This window comes from Pirellula sp. SH-Sr6A (assembly GCF_001610875.1).
In the GTDB taxonomy this organism is placed as follows: Bacteria; Planctomycetota; Planctomycetia; order Pirellulales; family Pirellulaceae; genus JBKCUI01.
The window spans coordinates 1010464-1036757 of sequence record NZ_CP011272.1; the positions used below are offsets into that span (position 1 = coordinate 1010464).

Genomic DNA, 26294 nt, shown 5'->3' on the forward strand with positions numbered 1-26294 from the left:
CTTCCTACGCGAACAAATCGCCGAGCGGACCTTCTCCGCAATAGTCAGGATTTCCAAAACTCTTCACCGGAATACCCATCGACTCGCTGAAGCTCATCAACAATCGATTGTGAGGAACCCCTCCCTTGTAATCGACAGCTCTGCCCATGGAGAATCCACAGCCTTCTCCCACAAGCACGAATGGAATGTTATTTCGCGTATGCGAGTTTCCTTTACCAAGCTCGTTGGTCCAAACCAAAGTCGTGTTGTCGAGCAAGCTTCCTTGTCCGTCTGGCTCAGGAGTTTCCGAGAGCCTCTTCGCCAAATAGGCGACTTGCTCGCAATACCACGTGTTGATCTTGATCAGCTTCTCGTAGGACTCTTCGTTGCTATCGGGCTCGTGCGACAAATGGTGGTGCCCCTCCTCAATATCCAGCCATCGCATTTTGGGCTCGCCTACCGAATTGGTTATCTGAAACGTCGCGACGCGAGCAAAATCTGCAACGAAACTGCTGACGAGCATGTCCATCTGCATCTTGCAAATCTGCGGAATGTTATTGTTGACTTCTTCGACGTTGGCGGGAAGGCTCGGAACAGCATGCCCCACCTTGTCGACTTTCGTCGCTTGAGCCAACTCGGTTTTGAGTTCGACTTCTAGTTCGCGCACCATATCCAAGTGATCGTTAAGCAGCCGGCGATCCTCTGAGCTAACAAGCTGCTGCACCTTCTGAAAATCGGCGGTCAACTCGTCGAGAACGCTGGCGAGAAGCTCTCGGTTCTTTGTCTGACCATAAAGCTTGTCGAACATCAAATACGGATTATCGATGGGCGCCACCGGTTGGTTGGGGCCCGCGTAGGACATGCGCGTCCAAGTATCCGCTCGCTCAGGTACCATCACACCGAACTCGAGCGATCCGAACCGGGTTTGCGTCTCAGGGTTGGACTGCAGGTGGTTCTTAATATGCTGATCAATTGAAATCCCCTTCGACCAGCCTGCAGGGGTATCGGATCCCCCTTGAACGTCCCCAGGAAACAGCTCAATACCCGTCAGAAGGCAGCCGATCCCGCGCATGTGACCGTCCCCATCCCCCTTGATGCGATTGCAGACGCCGTGCAACGTCAGCATGCGGTTTTTGAAATCGGCCAAAGGCTGCAGGATTCTTTTCAAGTCGAAGTCTGCGCCCAATTGGGTAGGCCAGAAATGGTCCGGGATCACACCGTTGGGGCTGAAAATGAAAACCATGCGCTTCTTCGTGGGAGTCCCCGAAGATGCGGCCCAACCCAAACTTGGCAAGCTGAAAAGGAAGTTAGCGGCGGCAGCGCTAACGCCGGTGTTGACAAGAAATTCTCGTCTGCTGGTGAAGCGTTTCATGGTTGACCTTTCAAAGCGACTGAGGTGGGATTGGCAGGGAGGGGGGTGGCGTGTATCCGCGACGCGACAACGGCGATCTCGACGACCAAGTCGCGGATATTGTAACCGTTTTGACGGAACTGGTCCGTTAACTTTTTCAACGTATCGAGCCCGTACGCATCGGGCGGTTGCTTGACCAAGTGCTGGAACAGCTTGTTGACAAACGCGCGGTGGGCATCCGGTGAATCCGCCAAGTACTGGGCCAGTTCCGAGGCTCCTTGGAACGTTATCGGCAAATCATCGCGGCTGCGATAGGATCCTGTTGCGTCGATTGGCTTTTCCCCTTCGGTCGCTCGGAATCGCCCCACCGCATCGTAGTTTTCCAACGCGAACCCCAGAGCGTTGATCTTCTCGTGACACGCCTGGCAATTCTGGGGGCTCGTCTGGAGGGCTACCCGCTCGCGGGTGGTGAGATTGGGGTGCAAATCGGGACTGAGAGGGGAAAACGCTTCATTGGGCGGCCGAAGCGTCCGTCCAAGCATGAATCGTATCAAAAACACGCCGCGGTGAATCGGCGAGGTGGTGTCGTGATAAGCCAATTGACTCATCAACAGCGGATGGGTCAGTACCCCCAGCCTTCGCTCCGAATCCCTGGCGGTTTTCTGCAGCCCCTTCTTGTTGGAATCGAACGGGGCCCACTCCTCCCCATAAAAGGATGCGATCTTGGCGGTGGTGTATGCCGATTTGGAACGAAAGAGCTGCCGGTAGTCGCTCGTATCACTCCACACGATTTCCTCGATTGCCGCACGAAGGGATTGGCGGAGCTCCATGGCGAGCTCGGCATCGAATCCCGGATAGAGCTCCTGATTCTTGGTGATCTCGTTTTGCTGCGACAGATTGAGCCATTCATGAAAGCCATCGAGAAGCTTGGCTCGCGCTCGATAGTCGTTCAGCATCCGCTTGGCTGCTTCCCGAACTTGCGCCTCGGTCTCCAACTCGTTTTTGTCGATCTTCCTTAAAAGCCAATCATCAGCAGGAAGGGAATCAAACAAGGTCAGAGCCAAGCGATTCGCTGTCCGACGGGAGACTGACTTGTCAACGTCCGCGAGAGGATACAGAAAGCGAGGTGATTTTAAGCCGAGTAGCAAAACACGCCGAATGGCTTCCGCGTCATCTGCCGTTTGGTCGACTTGATCGCTCACGTATAGCTTCGCCAAATCGGGTTCCAAGGCTCCTCGGAAAGCTACCGCGAGCACTTGTTCAAGAAACCCCTTGAGGACCTGGCGTTGGTCGTTTGGCTTGTCCTTTTGGCTGCGAACGTATCGAGGAAAGAGTTCCGAAGCGGCGATTTGGGCGAACTCTACCGCAGACGCGGTCGTTGACTCATCCCACTGCTTGTTCACGGCCAATCCTCGTTCGAATCCGTAGCTTCGATCGTCCGCAGGTAGCGATGCCTGCAATGAGAACGTGGCCGGAGCAGCGGAGGGTACCAAGTGGTGGTCGGGAATGGTTTGCTCCACTCCTCCTGGCGGAACCCAAGACAACCGTATCCGAGCCGGTGGTAGCTCCGTCTTGCGCTTGCGTTGAATGAAATCGATCTTGAAAGGGTATAGACGCCCAGCGGTCAGATAGATCGACTGTCGAAACTCCGTCTTGTCTCCTGATTGCACATGGTTGTCGATAAAGATACGGTCCAACTTCCCAAAGTTCATCTTGAACGAGCAAGAACTATTTACCACGATCTCGTATCGACCGGTCTTTTCGGGAAGCAAACTCCCCTCCCAGTAAATGTAAAACGAGTCCGCCGCGATGCCTTCTCCAGGACTCTCTTTTCCAAAGTCAAAATCGATCACCGGGTCGACCCGAGCAATCTTTTCGTTTTCCTTTTTGAACCGGTCGCCATCGAAATATTGAGCTCGAACCCCTCGTTCCGTTTTGAGATCCGAAAACCCGGAGAACCGTCCGTAGAGATCCGATAGACTGTTCCGCAATTGGTTCGCCGTGAGCCTGGCAAACGCAATGCGAGGGGGATTGAGTTTCGCTTGCGCTTCGAGACTGTAGAAAGCAGCGTGCATGTAGGCAGCGACCGCTTGGGCATCCTCCCCTTTGCATTTCTCTGGCTCCCCCTCCGGCATGGTTTCATCGACGACCTTGGCGATCTCACTGATGGTAAAATCACCGGTCAGCGCGTTCGGATAGGCTCCAGATACCCCCTCCCCCCGTTCGCCATGACAACTGGCACACTGCGCGGCATAGATCGCTCTCCCCTTTTCCATTCTCACCGCATCGACCTCTTGCGCGAGGGCGCGGACACCCACCTGCGCGAGTACGATCGCGAACAATGCGGCCGAAGCGAACATTGCGACTGAAGCGAACAGTGCGGCTGAGGGGCCAAGTGCGGAAGTCCTTGCTAGCAATCTCAAAATGCGACACATAGCTTCTCAAAAAAGATGACATTGCTGCCGAAGGGTGGGAAGGCATGCCAAAACGGGTGGCCGAACTGCCAATTTAGGGGTGGGAGTGCCTCGTGGGGTGAGGACCTACGCCATTTTACAAAGAGGACTAGCCCAAGGGAATTAGCCAGAATCCGCATTCGTCCGAAACCAAGAGGAATTGCGATCTCATTTTGCAATTCTTTGCACGAATTGCATTTCCAAAAGACACACCAGCACCGGTGGAAAATAGGGAGAGCCGGGGAGTTGCGTCAACGGAAGGAGACAGACACGGCGCAAAAGGTACCGGCACTGGACAAATCTTGTCCGAACCAAGCCGAAAAAAAGCGCACAGCCAAATTTCGACCGAAATGGCCCGCTAGTTGCGGTTCTTCACCGCTGTCAATCAGTCGAGCAGACTGGTTAACAATGGGTGTGAACCCCGGGTCATCTCACTGCGTCTGAATAGATTCCAAGAAATCTTTCGGGGACAAGCGATCGGTGACCAGGGGAGTCACAGGTCGGGGCGAAGAAATGGTTGTAAGGCATGCAGCCGCTCGCAACGACAGTTGGGTACAGAGTAATAGGTACTTGGGTATCGGGTACAATAAGCTCAACGACTGAGCTTGGACCCTTTCAGCGACGTCGAGCGAGGCGGTTGGGAGCCGCAGGGATCGAACGAAATCGACATCGCAGCAGGGAGCATAAAAAATGAATAGTGACTATCGAATCGCACAACTTCGAGAGCTTCGCGACCAGCAGATCAAGTTCGCCCCACGCGGGAAGCGAATCGAGCAAGCGGACCGCGCCGAGCAGCTTTTAACCGAGCTGGATCCTCAGCGCGAGTATCCTTTCGATTTCCTATTCTATCGCGTTACCGAAGTGCGACCTGACAGCACGGGCTACCGCTTGATCAAGGGGAATGATGCGCTCCATGATCTGCGACTCTTTGTCGAGGACATCACCGATTCGATGAATCTTCGCGTCGAGGAAGCTTCCGAGCCAGTCCACACGGTCGAGGACTTGAGCAAAATGTTCAATGTCTCGACCAAAACCATCTCGCGATGGCGTGACCAAGGTTTGGTATCCCGACGATTTTTGGCCGATGGTCGCAAACGAGTTGGCTTCCTTCACTCCAGCGTGGAGCGATTTGTTTCGCAGAATAAAACGCGTGTGAAGCGCGGTGAACGGTTCAGCCAACTCACCGACGCGGAAAGAGATGACATCATCGACCGCGCCCGCCGCATCGCCGCGACCGGAGCGAATTTGTCCGAAGTCGCACGAACTGTTGGGCGGGAAGTGAATCGATCGACCGAAACGATCCGATACACGATCAAGAAGTTTGATCAGCAATTCCCAACCATGGCGGTGTTCCCAGAACAACGCGAGGTTCTTTCCGAGGAAGACAAACGAGCCATTTACCAACAGCATCACCGAGGTGTATCGACCGTGATTTTGGCCAAGCGCTATCGTAGAACACGCGGAAGCATCGTTCGTATTCTGAACGAGCAACGCGCTGCAAAAATCATGGAGCTGCCGTTGGACTACATCGCCAATCCGGTCTTCGAAGAAGCTTCGATGGTCGACGAGATGGTGGCCGATCTGCCAGCAGCCTTGGAAACACCGCGGAAAGTGAAAGCCCCATCGGGCTTGCCAGCTTACTTGGCATCCCTATACGAGGTCCCCTTGCTAACACGTGAGCAAGAGTACCATCTCTTCCGAAAGATGAACTACTTGAAGCATGCTGCGAGCAAGCTGCGCGAGTCTCTGGACGTGAAATCGCCAGCGGTCGCTGTGATGGAACAGATCGAGGCGCTTTACGAAAAATCGGTCGACGTGAAAAACAAGATCGTACAATCGAACTTGCGACTCGTCGTATCGATCGCCAAACGGCACTTGGCCCCGCACGACGATTTCTTCGGATTGATCAGCGATGGAAACATGTCGTTGATCCGAGCCGCAGAGAAGTTTGACTACTCGCGAGGGAACAAGTTCAGCACCTACGCTTCGTGGGCGATCATGAAGAATTTTGCAAGAACCATCCCGGATGAGTTCAAGCACCAAGATAGGTTCCGCACCAGTTCTGAAGAAGTCTTCGACTTCCAGCAAGATCAACGGGCTGACAACTTCGCGTTGGAGATCGACCAAGCGGTCCGAACGGATCAGATTCAAAAGATTCTGCACACATTGGATCAGCGGGAACAGCAGATCATCGTGCGACGTTTCGGTTTGGATCACCGCTTTGAACCTCTGACGCTCAAAGAAGTCGGTGAAGCGATGGGAGTGACCAAGGAGCGAGTTCGACAGTTGGAAGCCAGGGCTTTGACCAAGTTGCGTCAAGCAGCGAGCCAAGCGAAGATTGACGCTCCAGAATGACAGGTCGTTCCGCCGCTCGCTTCCGAGCGAGCAGCAAGGGGGGCGAGCCATGCCCCCCTCTTTTTCCTGCCATCAAACCATAGAACCGCACCAAACCATGGGTGCGGTTTTTTTGTTGCGAAGTATTCCAGAAACCCTTCCGTGAAACACCCGAGATTCCGTCGGCGAGTGCATAACACCCATCGCTCAAGGCATTGAAGATACTTCGTGACGATAGAGACGAGCGGGATTAGCGCTGCAATCCGCCGAGCGCGGGTGAGGATCGAACGCTTGATCCACTAGAGTTTGCAAAATCACACCTTGTTCAATCAGCGACGGACCTCGTTACCTCGCTTCTTTATGGGGTGGTGGAAAACGCCAGTCAGACTCAGGTCTGATTACTCGATTGTCAGATAGCCTTCGAACATATCAATTGTGGCAAGTACCCATTCCAATGTTCGGAGGATAACAATGAGAGTTATGAAACGTCGTCGTCACATGCAGATTTGCAAGCTCTGCATGCTGGGCATGTTTGCATGGGCGGTACCGCAGGCCGAGTACGCATCGGCCCAAATAAGACCACCTATTCTTCCGAGAGAGCAGGCAGCGACGTCTCTTGTTCAAAGTGTTACCAACTTGGAAACCGAACTCGCTCGCTCGAATGCGACGCCCAACGTTAGAGAACTACTCCATCTAGAAGAACTCAAAAGGCTTGCATCTCGGGCTCCTAGCGATTTAGACGGAGGGTCGGCGGATAGGCTGCGTAGGATTCTAAACGATTTCGATGGCTTCCAACAAAATCGCCGCTATTCTTCCGTCTCGAGTCTTTCGACGTTCAAGACGACGCATTCGGGACTTCAATCCTTGGTTGCCTCGTTACCAAAGCAGGGTGCCGTTCAGGAAGAAGCGAAAAGAGCGCTGGATCGGACGCTGAAACCTCGGACCATAGAGAAACCTCAAGAGCCACCCAAGGTGAGGATGCCCGACCGAGTGGGCGGAGCGAGAGAAAACGCAGCAGCGAGACTCCCGCAAATCGCGAAAGAACACACGGCGTCAGGGTCCATACCGTGCCTAATTTCGCGAGCTCCGCGTCCGACCGGGACAGAGAAACGCGATGTGATCGCTGCATTGGATTTGCTTCAGAGAAACGAATTCACGATTCCCGGAGCCGCTCGCCTTCACAAAACATTCCCGTTCCATGAACTCCGATCTCTTGCGTCGGGTGCCAAAATCGAGGTCCAGTCGCAGAGGCGTCTCGAGGCATTACTCGCTGAAATGAATGCGCTATCGCTCGACCCAAATCACGCCTCTGCGATGCATCACGAAGTGGCAGCAAATCTGCACAACCATCTCCGCGATCTCGTTGATGCTTCGAATGTGGGACATCCTTATTCGCCACCTACACCTTCGAATGATCTGGCGGCAGTCGAGCTCTTTGGCACCCTCGACAACTACAAATCGGCCAAGTGGCTCCTGCGGCTTCACGTTGTCGCCTGCGCCGACAATGATGGCCAACGCCACTCCACCATGACGAAGGCACAAATACAACAAGGCGTTGCGATGGCGAACAAAGTGTTCGAGCCAGCGCAATTGCGAATTGTTTTTGACCCAGAGAAAGATTGGGAGGAGTTGAAGAACACGAAAATCAATTCGTGGGATCTGGTCGATCACGATAAGAACGCAGCAGCCCATGCGGCCAGCCCATCGCTTCATCGAAAGATCGTCCTATTCTCTGCATTTGGCCCCGACGCTAAGACTCCCAATGGCTGGGCAGCCAATGGCGGTACCCACATTTGGCTGCCGACAAACGGTATTGACCCGCCGGGACTCTGCCACGAGATGGGGCACTTCCTCGGTCAGCTCTTCCACACCTTCCCAGGGGACGGCAGCCAATTGGTTTACGGAGATGACCCGTCCAAAATCACGGCAGCGAACGTGGATAAATTAATCGCTGACTTTATTTACGATCCGAATCGAAACAAAAGCGGAACGTTGACCGAACAAGCAATGGATGGGGACGGATTTTCGGATACGCCTCCCGATCCTGGTGCCGACTATTGGGGCGCGAAGTGGCCAGGCAAGGTGTGTGATCCGGGATACCCGACCGCGACCGTCCCCAACCCGAAAGGGGGACCGCCCTGGGTATTCACACCGGACCGCGCAAACCTCTTGAGCTACTTTTTTCGTTGCCCATCGCAACCGACGATCACGCCACAACAAACGGCGGCGATTCTCGGTCGTATCGAGGGGACGGTCCCCCAAAGTGACAACCAGAACTTAAAGAGACTGATCGAGGGGCAAACCCCGTGGTCGTCCGGTTTCGGTGACATCGTTATTGTTGGCAAAATACGCAACGTAGGCTCGATGACTTCAGTGGGTGGACGAACTGCCGTAATAGAAAGCGTCGGGGATGCGCAATCCGGAAACGCTCCCCTAGGCCCTCCCGTTACCATCGGTCCGCTAGCGCCTAACGATTGGGTCCTCGTCAAAGTTCCAATGCCCGGCGGGCTCTCCTGGAAGGGCAGCGCCTGTCTCAAGCTTAGCCACGGTGATGGGAACCAAGCCAATGACACCCTCTGCCCAGAGCCTTACAAAGCTCCACAAGTGAAGTAAAGCTCCCCCCGGGCATTGTGGGGAAGGGGTTGGCTGAAGCTAACCTATGGCTTCGCGACCCATCCATTCCTGGGATTGGATGGGAGCAGAACACTTATCGTCACTAATCACCACTAATAAGGAAAAGCAGCAAGATGGTCGCGGTTTTCGATTAGTGCGAATGAGTGAAGATTAGTGTTCCTGCTTTCTCAGAACGCTGAACTTTACATTCTAGCAACGTCGCCGTTATTCTCTGACCGTTTGACTGATTTCTGCGGTTCCCCACGGGTTGATGTGCAATCGATGAAATGATCAGACCGAATGCGGTCAAGGTTCGAGGCGTTTTCTCACTCGTACTATTCGCTCATCATCTTCCTGACGTTCCTCAGGGATCGATCCATCCTCGAGCCTATCGATTCAGAGCAGACATGAGTTAACGCAGCGGTTGCGCTCAACGTCTCGATCAACCGGCCTCAGGCGGTCCATGCCTTCCTCGCTCGACGTGAGTGATCCTTTTCGTTCGCTCAGCAGAGTTGCGACAGGTCGTTCGAGATCTAACGTTGAGTTCCAAACAATCGTGTGCTACGTCGAACATGTGATCGATAACCTGTGGCTTCGCGACCAATCCATCTCTGGGATTGGATGGCAGCAGAACACTAATCGTCACTAATCACCACTAATAAGGAAAAGCAGCAAGATGGTCGCGGCTTTCGATTAGTGCGAATGAGTGAAGATTAGTGTTCCCGCTTTCTCAAGACGCTGAACTTTAAATTGAAGCAATGTCCATGCTTGTTCTCTTTACGTTGCACTCATTTCTGCTGTGTCCACTGGGTTGATGTGCAATCGGTTTTCTCACTCGTACCATTCGTTCATCATTGCCTGACGTTTCTCAGGGATCGATCCATCCTCGAGCCTATCGATTCAGAGCAGACATGAGTTAACGCAGCGGTTGCACTCAACGTCTCGATCAACCGGCCTCAGGCGGTCCATGCCTTCCTCGCTCGACGTGAGTGATCCTTTTCGTTCGCTCAGCAGAGTTGCGACAGGCCGTTCGAGATCTAACGTCGAGTTCCAAACAATCGTGTGCTACGTCGAACATGTGATCGATAACCTGTGGCTTCGCGACCAATCCATCTCTGGGATTGGATGGCAGCAGAACACTAATCGTCGCTAATCACCACGAATAAGGAAAAGCAACAAGATGGGCGCGGCTTTTGATTAGTGCGAATGAGTGGAGATTAGTGTTCCTGCTTTCTCAAAACGCTGAACTTTAAATTGAAGCAATGTCCATGCTTGTTCTCTGTACGTTTGACTCAATTCTGCGGTTTCCCATGGGCTAATGTGCAATCGATAAAATGATCTGATAGAATGCGGTCTAGGTTAGAGTTGTTCGCTCACTCGTACTATTCGCTCATCATCTTCCTGACGTTCCTCAGGGATCGATCCATCCTCGAGCCTGTCGGTTCAGAGCAGGCATGAGTTAACGCACAACTGACCAAGTGCCACCCAAAAACCTGGCTGACTTGCGTCCAGGCACGAACCCCGGATCTATGGAAAACGGGAAATTCCCAATGAAGAAACTCACTAACATCCTAATGCTGTTGTCTTCAACGGCATTAGTCGGCTGTAACCAGGACGACAATTCCTCAACTTTGTCCACGTCAGAGAATCCACCTAAACTCGCTAGCGAACGAAGTGAGGCAAGTCGTGCGATAGCTGATTCGCTTGCCCGTGCAGTTTCGAATCAACAAGAGGAAAAACAACCAAGGCTCGACACGCCATTCTATGTGTATGGACTAGGGGAACCAACTTCGACGGACTTCTGGCAAGGATCGCAGTTTTTCGGAACCATGGATAAGGTTGGCGTTCTGAAGTCGGTAATGGACCAAATACCGAATCGACAAGCAGATCTAATTTTTATCCGCGATCGGAAGGCAGATCGTGAAGCTTATCTCACGCAAAATGGTATCGCTCTAGACTCGCAAGGTCTGTGGGATGTGGGGATCGAAGTAACCGACCTTGTCAATGGGAAACGCAGGCTCGGTGTTACTGCATCGTATGGCAAAGATATAGAGATCAATGGAGGGATTGGGCAACATGTCGTGAAAAACGTCACTGAAATTTGGGAATTGCAGGATAACGGCGCAGACCCGATTTTGCTTGAGCGTCATTCGCTTCCAAACTCGGCAACTGTGCACACACAGTCCGAAGTGCCTTCGTACATCACAGAACCGCCCTCGCCACCAGGCACAATTGGCTATTGACTGGGAGTGCGACGTTTTTGAAATGCTACCTGACAACAAGTTCACGTGTTAAAGTGCAAAGTCGCTCGAGAAGGTAACCGTAAGACTACCGCGAACTATTGCCGAGTCGGGTGAAGATCATTTCCTTAAATCACGACGGTGATTCTCAACCACGGACCGCGCGGAAAACACGGAATGGGAGTAAGAAATGGCTGTGGCCTTCCTTCGGTGTGTTCCGTGTATTCCGTGGTTCTTGAATCTTTGGCGGTAGCTTGCCCAAGTGTGTGACAGCAGAGTTGTGAAGTACTTCTCATCCAGGGATGAGGATGCGAGGACAATCATTACGATCGAGCCACTCACCTCGGGACCACCATCAAATGAAAATCAAGCGTCGCGTGTCGGATGCAGTCCGTGAAGAATTACGTGATCAAGCGCTCGAGAAGATTCGTGCCGCGTTGAGGGAACGCAGTCCAGCCTGGGAACGATGCGCCGCAATTGTTGCGGAGTTCATCGCACGGTCGGCGCCAAACGCGAATTAGCTCCAGGCAAACGCCACTATCTACGAGATCGGATTGGATGTCCGATCCGCGGATCTACTCTACAACCTTGGTTACATCAGCGTGCAATCACTCGCAGGGACCACCGAATCAGAACTTCGAAGAACGCCAAGCATCGGCGAAACCATCGTCGAGCATTGCCGCAAGGTTCTCCGGACTCTCAACATGTCGTTCCGCGACGAGTTTCAAACATACTGTCGCATCGGAGATTACCGAATGCCAGAGATGTGGAAGACGGCTGACAGTTTTTGACGTCTTCGCGATTGGTACAATGGGGCACAAATCAACGGGTTTCACCACCCATTCGATTTGCCAGCTGGGCTACAATGGCATTGTTGTTTTCCGGTGCATGCGGCCGGGTATTTACTAAATATCCGACCAATAGACATACTTACTCTCAATTCATATTACAATCCAGGATCCCTCTCATGACATCTGGACAAAAGAAGAAACTCATCGGAACGAATGCCGCCATATGGTCGATCGCTATATTGGCGTCCTTCGTACTTCCATTCATCGCAGAGTCAGTGTCAACTGGTTCCGCCAAGTTCCTACAAGTGTTGTGCTTCGCCCTGCCGTTGATCGTTGGGATGTTTATCTCATCAATGGTGATCAGCAAGTCAATCCCTGAAACTGCAGCAGAGTAGGTCCCTGCAAAAGAGGAGCAAAGTTCGATAACGCGAAGATGCATTTCAACATCGCACCGGAACTCCTAGCTCAATTATCGCGTAGCAAATGAGTGGCCTAACGCCACCAACGCATCATGTCAGATAGCCGGGTAAGCACGCCACTGCCGGGCATGCACATTGAACTGCGCGCATGTGGCCGCGCCCGTGCTGTGGCAATGTTGCATCATGTGCTGTGAATTCGTGAATTCTAGCGTTCGTCGAGTATCTTGTGGTTTAATGTAAATTGTCGCTTTTTATTTCGGAGACTTTTCGTGTTCGTAGATACAAGCGACATTCGGCCCATCGTCGAACATTGCCGCAAGGTACGTCGAACCCTCAACATGTCGTTCCGCGACGAAGTTCCAAACCTGCTTTCGCATCCGAGGCTACCCAACTCGCGAGAGTTGGAAGATGACTGACAGGGTTCGATCTCACGTAACTCATGCTTTGAATCCGTTCGTCGTCGATGACGTCCATGAATGATAGCGAATCAAACCTTGGATCGGCGTCTGGAATTGAGTTGCACTACGACAAGGCATTGAATGACGGCTCAGCGCCGGATTTTTCGGGATGCTGTTCGGTAATCCCAGGACCTTCGTCGCATTACACCACACGACGTACAGCGAGCCGCCGCAACATCCCGAAACCCATGAGGGGCGCCTACAACTAACCGGCGGTCGCTCCAAGGGAATAATCCATGGCATTGAGCAACTTCACACCTTGGACGGTGAGGTACAATTCAATCGGTTTCAAAGCCCATTCTGCCAGTCAAATTGGCTACAATGGAGGCTTTTTTTCCGGCGCATGCGCCGGAGAATCACTAGTTCGTCCATCCAAACTATGCAGACTCTTTCGGCATTGAAATCGTCGTACCTTGAGATTGCGCAACGGTTGCATGCGCCAATCGAATACGTGCGATTCGCCGAATCACCGCAACATGATGGCTCGCCACACATCGAGTCCAATGGGAACGGATTCGCGTATGTGATAACGGAACGTGGCGAGGAGTATGAACGGAAAACCACCACGTGCGAGGACGATATTCTCTACTGGCTTGTGCGCGACCTTACGCGGGAAATGGCAACAAGTTTTGAATTGGAACATCGACAAGCGAATGCGGATTCGCGTCGGATGTTCTTCCAAAAACACATTGAATTGATCGGTACTATCGATCGCGACTGGGAAAATCGGTTGAAAACCGAATACGACACAGTACTCGAACAACACCCGTTTCGTGATATAATGTACGAACAATGAAATGCAAGCGAGTTGCGGAGCGCGCGTTTCCTGACGGAGAGTCACTTGGCCGCAACCGCGTGATTTCGAGCGTTCGCCCGTATTGAGTGAGGTTCCATATGATTACCAAGAGCTCAAAGATTCCAGAACATCTGCGCATTCGATTTTGGCGTCGCTGGAAGTGTCGTGTTCTTTGGCCCTTTGCGACGGAACCGGAGCGCAATGGTTGCCTACGAATTGCATTCCGTGGCGGAACGTACTCGTTTCAGACATTGCGAGCGCTAGGTGCAACTGTCCAATCTGTCTACGTTAGATGCCTTCCAGTAGACGACGATGATCTCGCAGCAATGAGTCATTTTAGGAACTGTGAAGCGATGGATTTGGGTGGCACGAACATAACTGATGAGGGTGTTCGATGCTTGACAAGAATGCCGAAACTTGAGTACATCTTTCTCTGGCATACGCGCATTTCGGACGCAGCCGCGAGCATCTTGATGGGGATTTCCCAATTGCGAATGCTGTCGCTCCACGATACGCTTGTAACCGAAGATGGATTGGAGAAATTAAATCGCGCGCTTCCTAATTGCTTAATATGCCCGGATGAAAATCGGTATCGTTACGGTGTACATCGGGATATGGATGCGATCCGGTATTGGACCGATTTAGGATAGTGGCGAACACACACATGCACCGAAGCATCCGATCGGGCGTTTTTGATTTTGGAGACCTCACTGACGGATGCTCGGTGATGGTGGTCGTTACGTTGAAGAGGAGACGCGACTCGCGAGCTCGAAATGGAGACCTCCACTAGAACATCCGAAGGCTTTCCGTTTAACTGCACCGTTTGCGGAAAACAGATGATCGTGTCGTCGTGCACACCGCTAGGAGACACCGTATGCCCACATTGTGGTGCATTTCTATACGCACATTTGAAAGAACTTCAGATCGACAGTGATGACGACAAGAAGCTCGCTGACTTGGGAATACTGGTTGAGACGGACGACTTTGGAGAGATCATTTCTGCTCAAATGAATGGCCCGAGATACAACGACAAAACCATCGATAAACTGGCAGGACTTAAGGATATTCCGCAGATCAAACTGTACAATACTGCTTTAACGCGGCAGGGCGTCGAGCGACTTCGTAAGATGCTTCCTCAATCTAGCATTGAAGAAATTTCATAAGCGGACGATAGCCGAAACACAACGTAATCGGGTAAGGATGCCCGTTGCCGGGCACCCTCCCCACACCACCGTACGTGCGGGTCCGCATACGGCGGTTCAACGAAGATGAGCAAGCTCTGCCCATAATGTCTTCATGCTTAAAACCCCTTGGGCCGCTAACCACGCATTCGTTAGTCCTACACCGCTCGCTATGGTCTTCGACATATGCCAAGGACCTTTACGGCTTTTACCATGTCGAATCGCTTGCCGTCGCGGGCCCCCCAGTGCAACGAGGTTTCGGATGCGCGTGCGAACTCGTCGCCAACGTTTCCAGTAACAACATCGAATGCGCCTGCGAATCCACTGTTCCAAGCTTGCGAACAGTTTCAGTTGCGAGGCAAGGGCGAAGTAACCCATCCATCCGCGCACATAACGTGCAAGTTCTTTCAAGCGGTGCGCCATCGAAATCCCTCGGCTGCGCCCAGTGATCTCGCGAATACGATGCTTGAACTTGTGAATGGATTGGGCTGAGACGTTGATCGTGGCTCGAAGTCCCGTGAAGATAAATCCAAGGTACTCGAGTTGATCTACGGACACGATTCGGCTCTTTTCCAGGTTAACGACTAGGTGAAGCTTGCGTGTAAGATAACGGTGTACCGATTCGAAAACCCGTTCGGCGCTCCGCTTGGATCTCGTGAAGATCACGAAGTCGTCAGTGTAGCGAACAAAGCGGAGTCCCCGTTGCTCTAGTTCCTTATCCAAGTCATCCAAGAGGATGTTTGCCAGGAGGGGAGAAGCAGGGCCACCTTGCGGTGTTCCTTCGGTTGTTGCATGAAGTTGCCCATCGACTATCACGCCTGCTCGCAAGTAACGACCAATCAGTTGCAGCATCGCTTTGTCATGGACCTTTCTTGCCACACGAGACATGAGTAGATCATGCCCCACGCGGTCAAAGAATTTGGATAAATCCATATCCACGGCGTAACGATAGCCGCGACGAATGGTGCGTCGGACTTGCTTGGCTGCTCCGTGAGCAGAGCGTTTCGGTCGAAAGCCGAAGCTCGATTCCGAAAAGCTCGGATCGAACAACGGAGTTAGGATTTGTACTATGGCTTGTTGGATCAACCGGTCTACTAGGTTTGGGATACCCAGTAACCGTTTGCCGCCATCGGGTTTGTCGATGGAAACTCGTCGAACCGGATTCGGTTGACAAGTGCCATCGAGAAGCTGTTGTCGAATGGCATGCCAACGGGGACGAAACCAAGCTGGGAATTCAGTGATGGTGATCCCGTCGGGACCAGAGGCCCCGCGGTTCGCCTTCACGTTCTTCCAAGCCAGTTCGATGTTGGAGTTTTCGACTAATGCCTCCATGAGAGACATTGGGAATAAACTCAAGGCTGGTTTCTCAATGGACGCTGTCGCGGCATCATCCGTTCGGACTGTTGAACCTGCGGTCTCCATGCGTACGGATTCCGGTAAACTCGGATCTCCTGGCATGGAGTGGTTCCCTCGCGGCAAGTCGATTGATGGCTCTTCCTTGTTCTTCATTGTTCGGCCCTTCCTGCTTCCATTGGCGTTGGAAGGTCAGTACTACGGCCTCTGCTGACTTCTATACAGCCCGGCGCTGCTTTCGTAGCGTCGTTCCTGGCTTTCAGTCTTCGAGATGACTTACTCCCTGGAGCTGTATAGATCTCCCCGGATAAGAGCATTGGTTTCCTCTGCACAAGCTCATCCTTTACCTGATCAACCGATAGGCATTGGGCTTCGCAATGTTGTGCTTGCTCGCCCGCTGATCCGGCCTTGTAGGATGTTTCTGTTCGTAGCCTCGCAGATTTGGTGTGAATGCACTCGAGTGGGGAATGATGCACTGATGGCAATCGACAGACTCGATACTTACCCATACATTCGCAGGCTTCCTTCCCACGGTCGGTTGCCCTTCCGCAGTTGCCCTCACCGTGTGCTTGCACTTTCGTAGTGGTCATTTGGTATACTGATCTCCTCAAGTGTCCTATCTCGCACAGGGGACTTGAACCCCATTAACCAACGCCCGTGCCGGGCGTACCCAAGCGGTGAACCCAAGCCGCCGATAGTGTCGCTACTTAAATCAACATCAAACGCGGCGGCTGGGTTACCGCCGCCGACTATGAAGTCCTGGGTTTGCAAGTGGCGGTCGCCACGATTTTTGGATTTTTGTTTTTACATCATGAGAGTTCCCGGTAGGTGCCTTCGTCGGAGCCGCTTGTCGGTCGCTCACCCCGGCGCAGCGCATGCGGAGCGTATGGCGAATGACAAGCGGCGCAGCGGAGGGCACCGGTGCCTTTGTTGGAGAGCTTTGAGGGAGCTTGGCCCTGGCGATTGTGACTGCGATACAAGGATGTTGATTAAACGACTATTCGAGGTGTAAACGCTCTTCGGTCTTGTGCGCCTGCTGATGCAGGTAGCGTCCCCTCAGTTATCCATACACGGTTCAAGCATCTTTGATTCGATGTTGTTCCGCAGTGGCTATAGCTTGCCTGGAGGCTTCTGTGAGCAGCAAGCTACCTTCCGTTCGACGACACATTCTTTAGGGCGACGTGTTTGACGATTCCGTGAGCCGAAGCTCATGTCCTAATGGAACCGTCAGTGTCAGTTTTGATGGGTGTTGAGTCGATTGGGTAGGTCTTCTCCTTGATGGCTGTCTGTTAATCGCTGGTTACACTGGCTCCGTGGTTAAAATGGTGTTGTCGGGTTATTGTTGAATCCATGGTCCAATTCGTTCTCCGATCTGAATGATCAGCCCGCGATACTGGTTGTCCAATGATTCGTTTTGTAAATTGGCGAGCAAGGCGCATTCGTTCTCCGATGTCAAACGCATCAGGCAGCCGGTACGGGCTTTCTTGCTCGCCGTGGTTTGGTTGGTGTTTGTTTGCTAATTGCACTAGACTTGGTTGCTGCTGTCTTGCGTGGCTTGTCTGATTTTGCAATCGTTTTGGCTTTGGTTTTCACCGGCCTGGCCTTGGCGTTTTTCTCAGCCGCAGCCTCTCTAATGGCTCGAGCTTCGCGTCGGAGGCGACTCTTGCGTTGGTCACTGTTCTCCTTGGGCTTCATCTCGGAGAGTGTGGCTTTGAGGGTAGGCGACATGCGACCGAAGGACTCCGTGACGTCAATCATGCGCTTCGGATCCCAGTCTTTGTCGTCTCGCATCAGTGCCCAGGCTAAGACCGCTATCTTGCGGGCAAGTGCCACAGCAGCTTTCTTTTTGCGAGTGCGTTGCTTGCCGCAGACTCGCTCGTAGATGGACTTGGCCCATGGATTGTATCGCAGCGATGCCCATGCGCATTCGACCAGGATGGTTCGAGCTAATGGGTTGCCTCGCTTGGTAATGCGACCGTTTCGGTCGGTCTCACCGGATTGATATTGGCGTGGTACGAGCCCGAAATAGGCAGACACTTCGCGGCCGCTAGAGAAGCGATGCGGATCGTCGATGCAAGCGACCAAGATCTCAGCGGTTCTTGGTCCAACGCCGGGGATCGTCATGATACGTCCGATTCGTTTATCGTTCTTACCGATTGCTTCAAGCTTCTTGACCACCAGGTCATGCTGAGCGGTGAGTGCATCGAGCTGCGTAAGTTCGATATCAAGTTCGGCTCGCCACAGTTCCTTGTCTTCGCATTCCGATAGCGGCTTGCGGAATGAATCGATACGCTTCCGGCCAGTGTTCCAGGCCTTCTCGCCCGAGTCGATGGTGATACCATGATTAACGAACCACGCGCGGATAGCACACTTCATCTTGCAGATGCGATGATCGAGCGTCTTGCGATATTTGACCAAGGAGCGGAATTCTCGAAGTTTCTCAGACGGCATGTGCACAGCCTTAAGTTCGTTCATCGAGGCCATTCGAGCGAGCTTGAGGGCATCGTCTTTGTCGGTCTTGCGTTTGACGTTGGACCACTTCCAAGCGTCTTCGTTGGTTGAGCAAACAAGAGTTTTGAGTCCCTGGCTGATGGCCAGGTCATTGATCCAACCGGAGGGGCCGCAAGCTTCCATGACGACAAGGTCGACTTTGCGTGACGCGAAGACTTTGGCAAGATAATCGCGTTCAGTCGCAGCGACTTGGAATTCAGCTTTGCGTGTTTTGGTGTTGAAAAAGCAGCACATTGTCTTGAATTTGCCGAGGTCGAGAGCGAGAATCAACATGTTGGTTAGCTCCATGGGTTTGGGGGTGGAAGAATGTGACAACGGTCGTTACAGCGACCAAAGATCACGGGTCTGAGTCGCCAGATTTTATTCGAATGGCTCCCGCCCCAAACCCAGGACTTACATGGATTCTTTCTGTCACTGAAGTCATCGAGGCGTGGGCATGACTGAGAGCACTGCGCAACTCCTCGCCCACATCACGATCCACGAGACAATCGACGATGTGGCTGCGAAGTTGGTCGCTTGCAATGAAGACGGTTCTTTGAGTTTTGGCTATTCCGCAACTTCAGTTGGAGAATGCGATCCGGAGCAGCTAAGCGCTGGTACTGACTTCAGAGACTACATTCTTGAGGGCTTCGTGAAATACAGATTGCAAATGGTACCAGTAGAGAATTGCTCATTGCTAAAAGTATCTGGATACGGCAGTAACCGTGACTACGCGATCGTTTCTGCCATCAAACACTACTTGCATGCGGCTTCTGTCGTTCGATACGACGTAGCTATACTCGAGTGACGGTCGTTTGTGCAGTACAATCGTGACAGAATCGGGTAAGGATGCCCGTTGCCGGGCACCCTCCCCACACCACCGAGCCTATGGAGCGGCATTAAGTGGTTCAATTAAGGACTTCCGCGGGTCGTTAAACATGCTGCGTGTTCCCAGTCTTGAGGCAATGGATTGATCCTTCTGGCGGTCTGAAAAGTCACTCCCTTTGACTGGAGTCCACGAGGTTCAAACCTTGCTATTGACCAATAGGGATGGATTCTCAGGATAGACCGGCTGATTCACCAAGTTACCGTGGAATCCCTGGAGTACCCTCGACGTGTCCAAAGCCAAGATCTATCTCAAAGAACTCTCTGACCAGTTCAAGCGAACGCAAAAGGCCCTGCAAGCATGGAGCCAGGCCGATACCCCCAACATTGCTTTCGACGGTGGAGTCGTGAAGGGAATCAGCGAATCTCTCCGATTCGAGTGGCAGCGATTGATTGACGCATCGGCTGACGACGGACGCGAGGTCGAAGATAAAGCCAAACGCGTTGTGATGGCTCTCGACGACTTCGCACTGAAGTTTGCTCGTTGGATGCGAGCCGCAGCGGTGCAAGCTGATAGCCCGCGAGGAAGCGTTGCGATGTGGGAAGCATGGGAGCGAGTCGAAGCGGCATTCATGCCGGTGAACCAGTCAATACCCAAGCCGGTGAAGTACCTTGTCGACGTTGCCAATGCCCCTCGGGAACAAATCGCCCGGAAGTACGGATGGATCGATGAGCACGGCGAGCCCGATCTGCTGAAGGTTCAGGAAGAGTACGAAACTCCAGGCAAGCACTTCGACAACGAGACTTGGACGAGCCCTGTACTCAAGAGCTACTACGCCAACATCAATCGCCAGTGGCCGGAGCGTGTTGGATCCCGCAAGCCGTTGTTCTCGACGATGAACGAGTTGGATCCCGAACAGACGGCAACTCCTAGGATTGCATGGGAGCAGAACACTAATCGTCACTAATCACCACTAATAAGGAAAAGCAGCAAGATGGTCGCGGTTTTTGATTAGTGCGAATGAGTGGAGATTAGTGTTCCTGCTTTCTCAAGACGCTGAACTTTACATCCTAGCGACGTCCATACTTGTTCTCTGTAGGTTTGCCCCAATTCTGCGGTGTCCCATGGGCTGATGTGCAATCGATCAATTGATCTGATAGAATGCGGTCTAGGTTAGAGTTGATCGCTCACTCGTACCATTCGCTCATCATCTACCTGACGTTCCTAAGGGATCGAACCATACACGAGCCTGTCGGTTCAGCGCAGGCATGAGCTAACCAGCGGAAGCATTCAACGTCTCGAGCAGCCCATGCTTTCCCCGCTCGACGTGAGTGATCCTTTTCGCTCGTCGAGATTGGCTAGTACGTGAATCCATACGCTTCCCCAAAGTCCACGAGATCTCCAGTTCGCGGAGGTTCCGCTTTCAAGATCACAACGACTACTTCACTCGTGCTATCGGCTCTGTCCGCAGGCCTCTTCTTCCTAATGGTGACGATGCTTTTTGTTTTTCCTGCTGCAAACTTCGTGCTTATGGCTTCATTGATGATCGTCGACCGCTTCCGAGCGACATATGCTCCAAGTAATCTGACAAACAACCGCTTGACTATCACCGCCTCCTTTTCTACGGTTCTCCTGTTGCTGCTTCCATGGATGCAGTTGGTATCGGGACGTGAGCTTCCTGGTTACCGGATGTTGGCAAGACTTGCCGAGAGACCTTTGCAAATGTTACCTTGGTGAGTCTAACCTGGAGCGACGATCACGGCGTTGCACCGCAAATGTATAATTTGCCTTTTTTTCAATTACGTTAACACTCGCATCTCGTTGAGCGCGGACGTTATCCGACAAACGAAGATCCAAACTCTCACATCCGGTTCGAGTAGATGCGTTACGTAACATGCCCTCAATGTAATAGTCGATTTTCTTCTAGAAAGGTTAAATGCCTCTGCCCGCACTGTGACTGTGCGTTCATGCAAAACGGAGCGATGTTCGGATCGCAGGCCACACCATTAGTCCGTGATTGTGTACCCGTCGACTTCGAATCTCTGCCAGCACATGATCAGCGGTGGGTTCACTACCTGATGACATCCATTTCGCGTCAACCTAATTGCACTACCGATTACGTCTTTATCGAAATGGGCTGGAGATACTATCTTCGCTTCATGACTTCAAATTCCTGGATTGCCGGCACTGGATCCGGACTTGATCGAGCATACCGCTTAACAGAGAATGGTGCTATTTCGCTTTCACAACGCGACAAGGATCGCTGCCCGTTCCAATCGCCACCCGGTTGCGATCCAAATCGGGTGAGGATGCCCGTTGCCTGGCACTCTCCCCAAACCCCCGTACATTCTTACATTTTTGTAGCGGTCATTTGGTATACTGATCTCCTCAAGTGCCCTATCTCGCAAAGGGGATTTGAACCCCATCATCCAACGCTCGTGCCGGGCGTAGACAATGGGTTGCAATCGAAGCCCCAGTTCTGCCGATTTGACTTGCGTCGAGTCAACTGTCGTGTTCGGTGATGCAGGTATTTGAAAACAACAGTCAGCAAATGTGATGCCAGAATTGCCTATACTCATACTATTGCTAACGGTTGCACTCGTAGTGATGTGGATAGTGGGCGAGGCATCGAACAAGCCATGGCTTCGCAGGGTAGCTGCTCCTCTGCTTTTCATTATGGTGGCAGGTATCTCTGCTGCAGCAACTGGAATTAGCACTTCGTTTGACAGCTCGATCCGATACTCCGGAGCAGTGAAGCGTTTCGTCTCTGCCGTGATCCGTACCGCGGAACGCGATGGCGATGCGGCAGCGATCGATCAGCTTCGGAAATTCGATTCTGTCAGTATTGAGACCTACGAAGGCGGCGCATTGCTAAGATGGTTGGCAGAACCCGTAGAACTTGAAACCAGCAACCCGTAAAATTCAGAAAATAGAGTCATGCACACTGAGCACTCGAAAACGCGGTCTGGCAGTGGTTGCCTTTCATCTCGAGCCCGGTGATGGTGGAGTGCCCCAGTTTTCTGTACCAGGAGTTATGAAAGGTTTGGTTAGGTAGTTGGTAATGGCGTAGCCATCTCGTTGTGGTGGTTCGCTGGAGCGAGCGCAGCGAGCGAAGGCGAAGCTCCACAACGACGCGCGAACTCCGAGGGGGTTAAGTAGCCCAGCGAACTGTGCGGACGCTTCTCGTTGAAGTCGTTTTGCCAAGCCCTCGCCTTGAGTCGTGCATCTTGTTCGCTCAACAGTTCGGTCTGGCTCAGGTATTCATCTCGTAGTTTGCTGTTGAAGCTCTCGCAGACTCCGTTTTGCCAAGGTGAACCAGGCTCGATGTACAGCACCTCGATCCCCAGCGACGACAACCAACGCTTGATCGCCGCTGATATGAACTCTGGGCCGTTATCACTTCGAATCCGCTTAGGTACTCCATGCATGGCGAATAGCTCCGCCAACGTGTCAATTGCATCCTCACTGGTAATGCTCCGGCTTGCCTTGATGCTCAGGCACACCCGAGTGTATTCGTCAACGATGTTCAAGAAGCGAATCGTCTTGCCACCAACCGTCGAGGCTTGAACGAAGTCCCAGCTCCAAATGTCGTTCTTACAGCCCGCAGGCTGCAAGTGACAAGCGTTTGCCTTTTCCCCAGTGGCTCGCTTTAGTCTGCTTTTTCTTGGTACTTTCAAGCCTGCTGCTTTCCAAAGGCGATAGACTCGCTTCACATTGATCAGTTCACCACTGCGACGCAACAACTGTGTGATACGACGGTAACCCCAGCGTGGTCGCTCACGGACATAATCCAATATCTTCTTCGTCAGCCGCGCATCATCATCCTTGGGCTGCCCCACAAATCGCTGCGTCGATCGCGGTTGATCGAGCACTCGACAGGCACGACGTTCCGATACAGAGAACTTCGCTTGGAGCTGTTCCACGGCGGCTCGTCGTGACTCGGGGCTGGTCAGTTTCCCCTAGTGATCTCCTTCAGCATTTGGATGTCCAGTGCTTGCTCGGCAACCAACTTCTTCAGTCGTTGGTTTTCATCCTCAAGTTGCTTCAGCCGCTTGGCTTCCTCGCTCTTCATGCCCCCGTATTGGGATCTCCAACGCGACAAGGTCGGTTCGCTGATCTCGAGGGCCTGTAGTACCTCGCCGACACTCTTGCCCGCAGCGAGCATTGCATCAGAGTCTCGTAGTTTCTTCACAATCTGGTCGGCCGAATGCCGATTTCGCTTTCTCGTCATCAAAGTCCTCCTGCCGTTTGCGGCGATAGACTTTCATAACTCATGGATCAACTTTTGGGGAGCACTCCAATGGCAGTCGTTACCTTTACGAATCAATGCCCAATCTCATTCCATGCCGATCGTAGACGCGAACCCCTTACCTGCGGAAGTGAATCGACACGTTTGGCTGTGGACGAAACGTATGGCAATTGTTTTCGCAATCGTTCTTGTTGTGTTTCAGTTTTCAATTGGACTTTACGCGGAACTAACTCAACCGCCTCCAACTCCGGAATTCGCTAGCTTTGGGTCTGCTGTCATGCTCGGATCAATTCTGACTGGTGCTGTTTTTGTGATCGTAGGAGCCGCATTCGGTTGCTTGATTGACTTTGCGATTCTGATGGCCAGGAAAACCAAAACCGTAAACTATTAGCATACGAGGAAAGCATGTAGTCGGGTAAGAATGCCCAATGCCGGGCACCCTCCCCACACTATCGCACATGCTTGCACTTTCGTAGTGGTCATTTGGTATACTAATCTTCCCAAGTCTCCTATCTCGCAAAGGGGCTTGTACCCACAAACCAACGCCCGTGCCGGGCGTACCAATTGAATTGCAGCCAAGTGCTCGCTCGGCCGCTTTGACTCGCGTTGACGCAGCTACTCGCAATCGCTGAATTCTGCCTTTCACCAATCGTGGCACTAGGCAACTAACATGGCTTATCGGACAACAGTTGCTCGAGGCCTCCAAGCGGGTTGACGACTGGATGATTCGATTTGAAGGCGACACTTCACTGATCATCGAGTGTCTTTGGCGCCTTGTAGACTCTGTGCAAATAATTGTCGCTAGCATCGATGAAGGACAAAGATCGACCATTTGGGTAAATCGCAACGGAAACGACGAGGTAGCAGTTGTTTTCCGGGATGCGGGCCAAGAGTTGAGTCGCTGCCTTTATAATGCGAGGATACACTCAGCCACGGTTCGGCCGATTACCAATGATGTTCAATTTGACTTCGACAATGGCATGTCGCTGCAACTCATTTCTGGACGTTCCTCGTCCGGTGGATGGTGTATGCAATCACCGAACATAAACCTAGTGGCCATTGGTAGCCAGCTGGCACTCCATGCGAAACAGACCGGACTCGTCAATGATGAACAAAGGGTTGGTCCCAAGTCGCCGAACGGCTGATTTGTCAATAGATGATCCTGCGCGGCGACCGCGTGATCTTATTCGTTATGTCATGAGAGGAAGCTAATGCCGGGCGTGTGGCTGGGCGAAAACACTGTACCTGAGTTGACCGAACTGAGTGACGATTTGATTCGCTTCGGACACGACACTACCCGAAGTCTTTGGCCAGGTTTACTGGTGGTTGCGGGGTTCGGCATTCCCTGCATCATGATGTGTACAGTGTTGGCCTTGTACGGAGAGGGGCCTGTCAATCCTGTATTCATGAAACTCGTTCTGTTTGCGTTTACCGTGACGGTCATCAGCGTAGTCTCATATGCGTGTTGGTGTGTCGATGCGACCGTCATCAACACTCGGACGCGTACCGTAACTCGCGAATACTATTTTATCGGGAAGAAATTCTGGTACCAAACGATTGTGATTTGCGATGACGATTTTCTTGCTGTTACTACAACAGAGGATGAGCATGGAACCGGCTGCTTTCACCGCATCTACCTTTGCCGAACAAAACCGCTTTTCCTTTTCTCGGCCATTCACTTTCCATCGACGAAACCATGTGACAACCTCTTACGCGTCATGGATGAATTGGCTTTTCGATTGCGAATCGAGAATAGGGGATACATCGGGTGGCGTGGATTTCTCAACGCTTGGACTAGATACCTAATTCGCAAGACGTAATCGGGTAAGGATGCCCGTTGCCTGACACCCACCCCACACCACCGAACATGCTTGCACTTTCGTAGTGGTCATTTGGTATACTGATCTCCTCAAGTCTCCTATTCTCGCACAGGAGACTTGAACCCCATTGACCAACGCCCGTGCCGGGCATAAACAATGGGTTGACCCGAAGCCGACGGCGCGGTCAAAATGATTTGAAAACAAGATTCGTCGGCGCGGTTAATCGGGTTGTTCGTCGTCCAAGCCCCAAAACAGACAAGAGACACACATGAACACTCCCCCTGTCATCAAGTTCGACGGCAAGAGCCTGATATTTGGCGCCCTGTTCGCTTCAGCATTCATTGTTGTTCTCGGTGCGGACAAATCGGACATCTCAAAAGTAGATGCGTTGCATCAACGGTTCCTAGTCTTGGAGTCGAATCCGGTTCGAGACGCCGCTAACGGCTATCAATCGCATTTGCTCAAAGTCTGCCCCTTTTACGGCAAGATCGACCAAGAAAGCTTGAAATTCAGGCTCGTGAGTGAAACGCAAGAGATAAACATGATCGTGGTCGTGTCAGAGGGACACAAGATCGCGCGCGGCGACATAGTCGGCTTCGAGTCGTTGCAGCACCAGCGTCTCACTCCTGGATCAAACGTCGTAAGGCATTTGCCATCCGGTGGTCAGGAACTTGTCCCGTAAAGTGTGATTGATTGTGTTCGGAAGTACAACGAGAACCGACGAATCGGGTAAGGATGCCGGTTGCCGGGCACACAACACCATCTTCAAATCACCTATGTGCTTGTCCGCATACTGCGGCTAAGCGAAGCACTTTTGCAAGTCTTAACGTTGCATGTCTCCACACTTGAGACAATGGATTGATCCTGCTGGCCTTCTGAAAAGCCTCCTTTGCTGAATGGAGACCGCGAGGTTCGAAGCGTGCTATTGACCGACAGGGGTG

21 protein-coding genes are annotated in these 26294 nt (G+C 52.4%); 14 read left to right on the forward strand and 7 right to left on the reverse strand.

Annotated elements, in window-relative coordinates; all coding sequences use genetic code 11:
• Positions 1-4: 4 nt before the first annotated feature.
• Positions 5-1351, reverse strand: coding sequence for a DUF1552 domain-containing protein (locus VN12_RS03710; protein WP_146675568.1), 1347 nt, complete (start codon positions 1349-1351; stop codon positions 5-7).
• Positions 1348-3765 (reverse strand): DUF1588 domain-containing protein, encoded by a 2418-nt coding sequence (locus tag VN12_RS03715; protein ID WP_146675569.1) that lies wholly within the window; start codon positions 3763-3765, stop codon positions 1348-1350. The genes VN12_RS03710 and VN12_RS03715 overlap by 4 nt, the downstream gene beginning before the upstream one ends.
• Before the next feature lie 708 nt (positions 3766-4473).
• Between VN12_RS03715 and VN12_RS03720 the strand changes: the two genes are divergently transcribed.
• The 8 genes from VN12_RS03720 (at position 4474) to VN12_RS03755 (ending at position 14597) form a co-directional block, all read left to right on the forward strand.
• Positions 4474-6138 carry a sigma-70 family RNA polymerase sigma factor gene (locus tag VN12_RS03720; RefSeq protein ID WP_146675570.1) on the forward strand — a complete coding sequence of 555 codons (1665 nt, stop codon included), beginning with the start codon at positions 4474-4476 and terminating at the stop codon, positions 6136-6138.
• 459 nt (positions 6139-6597) lie between these two features.
• The gene (locus VN12_RS03725; protein ID WP_146675571.1) at positions 6598-8730 is read left to right on the forward strand and encodes a hypothetical protein; all 2133 of its coding nucleotides are present in this window, start codon (positions 6598-6600) and stop codon (positions 8728-8730) included.
• 1550 nt (positions 8731-10280) lie between these two features.
• Entirely contained in the window at positions 10281-10973 is a 693-nt protein-coding gene (locus VN12_RS03730; protein ID WP_146675572.1) for a hypothetical protein, read from the forward strand.
• Between the two features lie 551 nt (positions 10974-11524).
• A complete protein-coding gene (locus VN12_RS03735) occupies positions 11525-11761 on the forward strand; it encodes a hypothetical protein (protein WP_146675573.1) in 237 nt (78 codons plus the stop codon).
• A 176-nt stretch (positions 11762-11937) separates the two neighbouring features.
• Positions 11938-12156 carry a hypothetical protein gene (locus VN12_RS03740; protein ID WP_146675574.1) on the forward strand — a complete coding sequence of 73 codons (219 nt, stop codon included), beginning with the start codon at positions 11938-11940 and terminating at the stop codon, positions 12154-12156.
• Positions 12157-13017: 861 nt separating this feature from the next.
• Entirely contained in the window at positions 13018-13434 is a 417-nt protein-coding gene (locus VN12_RS25650) for an Imm63 family immunity protein (RefSeq protein WP_168164201.1), read from the forward strand.
• Positions 13435-13841: 407 nt separating this feature from the next.
• Complete coding sequence (locus tag VN12_RS03750; RefSeq protein ID WP_146675576.1) at positions 13842-14084, forward strand: hypothetical protein; 243 nt, start codon at positions 13842-13844, stop codon at positions 14082-14084.
• 123 nt (positions 14085-14207) lie between these two features.
• Entirely contained in the window at positions 14208-14597 is a 390-nt protein-coding gene (locus tag VN12_RS03755; RefSeq protein ID WP_146675577.1) for a hypothetical protein, read from the forward strand.
• 96 nt (positions 14598-14693) lie between these two features.
• Here VN12_RS03755 and ltrA read toward each other — a convergent pair whose 3' ends face one another.
• The 3 genes from ltrA to VN12_RS03765 form a co-directional block, all read right to left on the reverse strand.
• A complete protein-coding gene (gene ltrA / locus VN12_RS03760; RefSeq protein ID WP_240491312.1) occupies positions 14694-16124 on the reverse strand; it encodes a group II intron reverse transcriptase/maturase in 1431 nt (476 codons plus the stop codon).
• Positions 16125-17304: 1180 nt separating this feature from the next.
• On the reverse strand, positions 17305-17430 hold the full coding sequence (locus VN12_RS26585; protein ID WP_256388109.1) for a hypothetical protein: 126 nt from the start codon (positions 17428-17430) through the stop codon (positions 17305-17307).
• Positions 17430-18752 (reverse strand): IS110 family transposase, encoded by a 1323-nt coding sequence (locus VN12_RS03765; protein ID WP_240491313.1) that lies wholly within the window; start codon positions 18750-18752, stop codon positions 17430-17432. The genes VN12_RS26585 and VN12_RS03765 overlap by 1 nt, the downstream gene beginning before the upstream one ends.
• 163 nt (positions 18753-18915) lie before the next feature.
• Here VN12_RS03765 and VN12_RS03770 point away from each other — a divergent pair, with 163 nt between their 5' ends.
• The 3 genes from VN12_RS03770 (at position 18916) to VN12_RS03780 (ending at position 22203) form a co-directional block, all read left to right on the forward strand.
• On the forward strand, positions 18916-19266 hold the full coding sequence (locus tag VN12_RS03770) for a hypothetical protein (protein ID WP_146675578.1): 351 nt from the start codon (positions 18916-18918) through the stop codon (positions 19264-19266).
• Positions 19267-19573: 307 nt separating this feature from the next.
• The gene (locus VN12_RS03775; RefSeq protein WP_146675579.1) at positions 19574-20251 is read left to right on the forward strand and encodes a hypothetical protein; all 678 of its coding nucleotides are present in this window, start codon (positions 19574-19576) and stop codon (positions 20249-20251) included.
• Between the two features lie 1589 nt (positions 20252-21840).
• Positions 21841-22203, forward strand: a complete 363-nt coding sequence (locus tag VN12_RS03780) for a hypothetical protein (RefSeq protein WP_146675580.1) — start codon at positions 21841-21843, stop codon at positions 22201-22203.
• A 128-nt stretch (positions 22204-22331) separates the two neighbouring features.
• Here the strand turns inward: VN12_RS03780 and VN12_RS03785 are convergent, their stop codons facing one another.
• Positions 22332-23207 (reverse strand): IS3 family transposase, encoded by an 876-nt coding sequence (locus VN12_RS03785; RefSeq protein ID WP_240491314.1) that lies wholly within the window; start codon positions 23205-23207, stop codon positions 22332-22334.
• 26 nt (positions 23208-23233) lie between these two features.
• Entirely contained in the window at positions 23234-23515 is a 282-nt protein-coding gene (locus tag VN12_RS26370; protein WP_240491315.1) for a transposase, read from the reverse strand.
• 112 nt (positions 23516-23627) lie between these two features.
• Here VN12_RS26370 and VN12_RS03790 point away from each other — a divergent pair, with 112 nt between their 5' ends.
• The 3 genes from VN12_RS03790 (at position 23628) to VN12_RS03800 (ending at position 26035) form a co-directional block, all read left to right on the forward strand.
• Entirely contained in the window at positions 23628-23924 is a 297-nt protein-coding gene (locus VN12_RS03790; protein ID WP_146675581.1) for a hypothetical protein, read from the forward strand.
• An 820-nt stretch (positions 23925-24744) separates the two neighbouring features.
• Entirely contained in the window at positions 24745-25353 is a 609-nt protein-coding gene (locus VN12_RS03795) for a hypothetical protein (protein WP_146675582.1), read from the forward strand.
• Between the two features lie 268 nt (positions 25354-25621).
• Positions 25622-26035: a hypothetical protein gene (locus tag VN12_RS03800; RefSeq protein ID WP_146675583.1), complete on the forward strand. Its 414-nt coding sequence runs from the start codon at positions 25622-25624 to the stop codon at positions 26033-26035.
• Positions 26036-26294 lie beyond the last annotated feature (259 nt).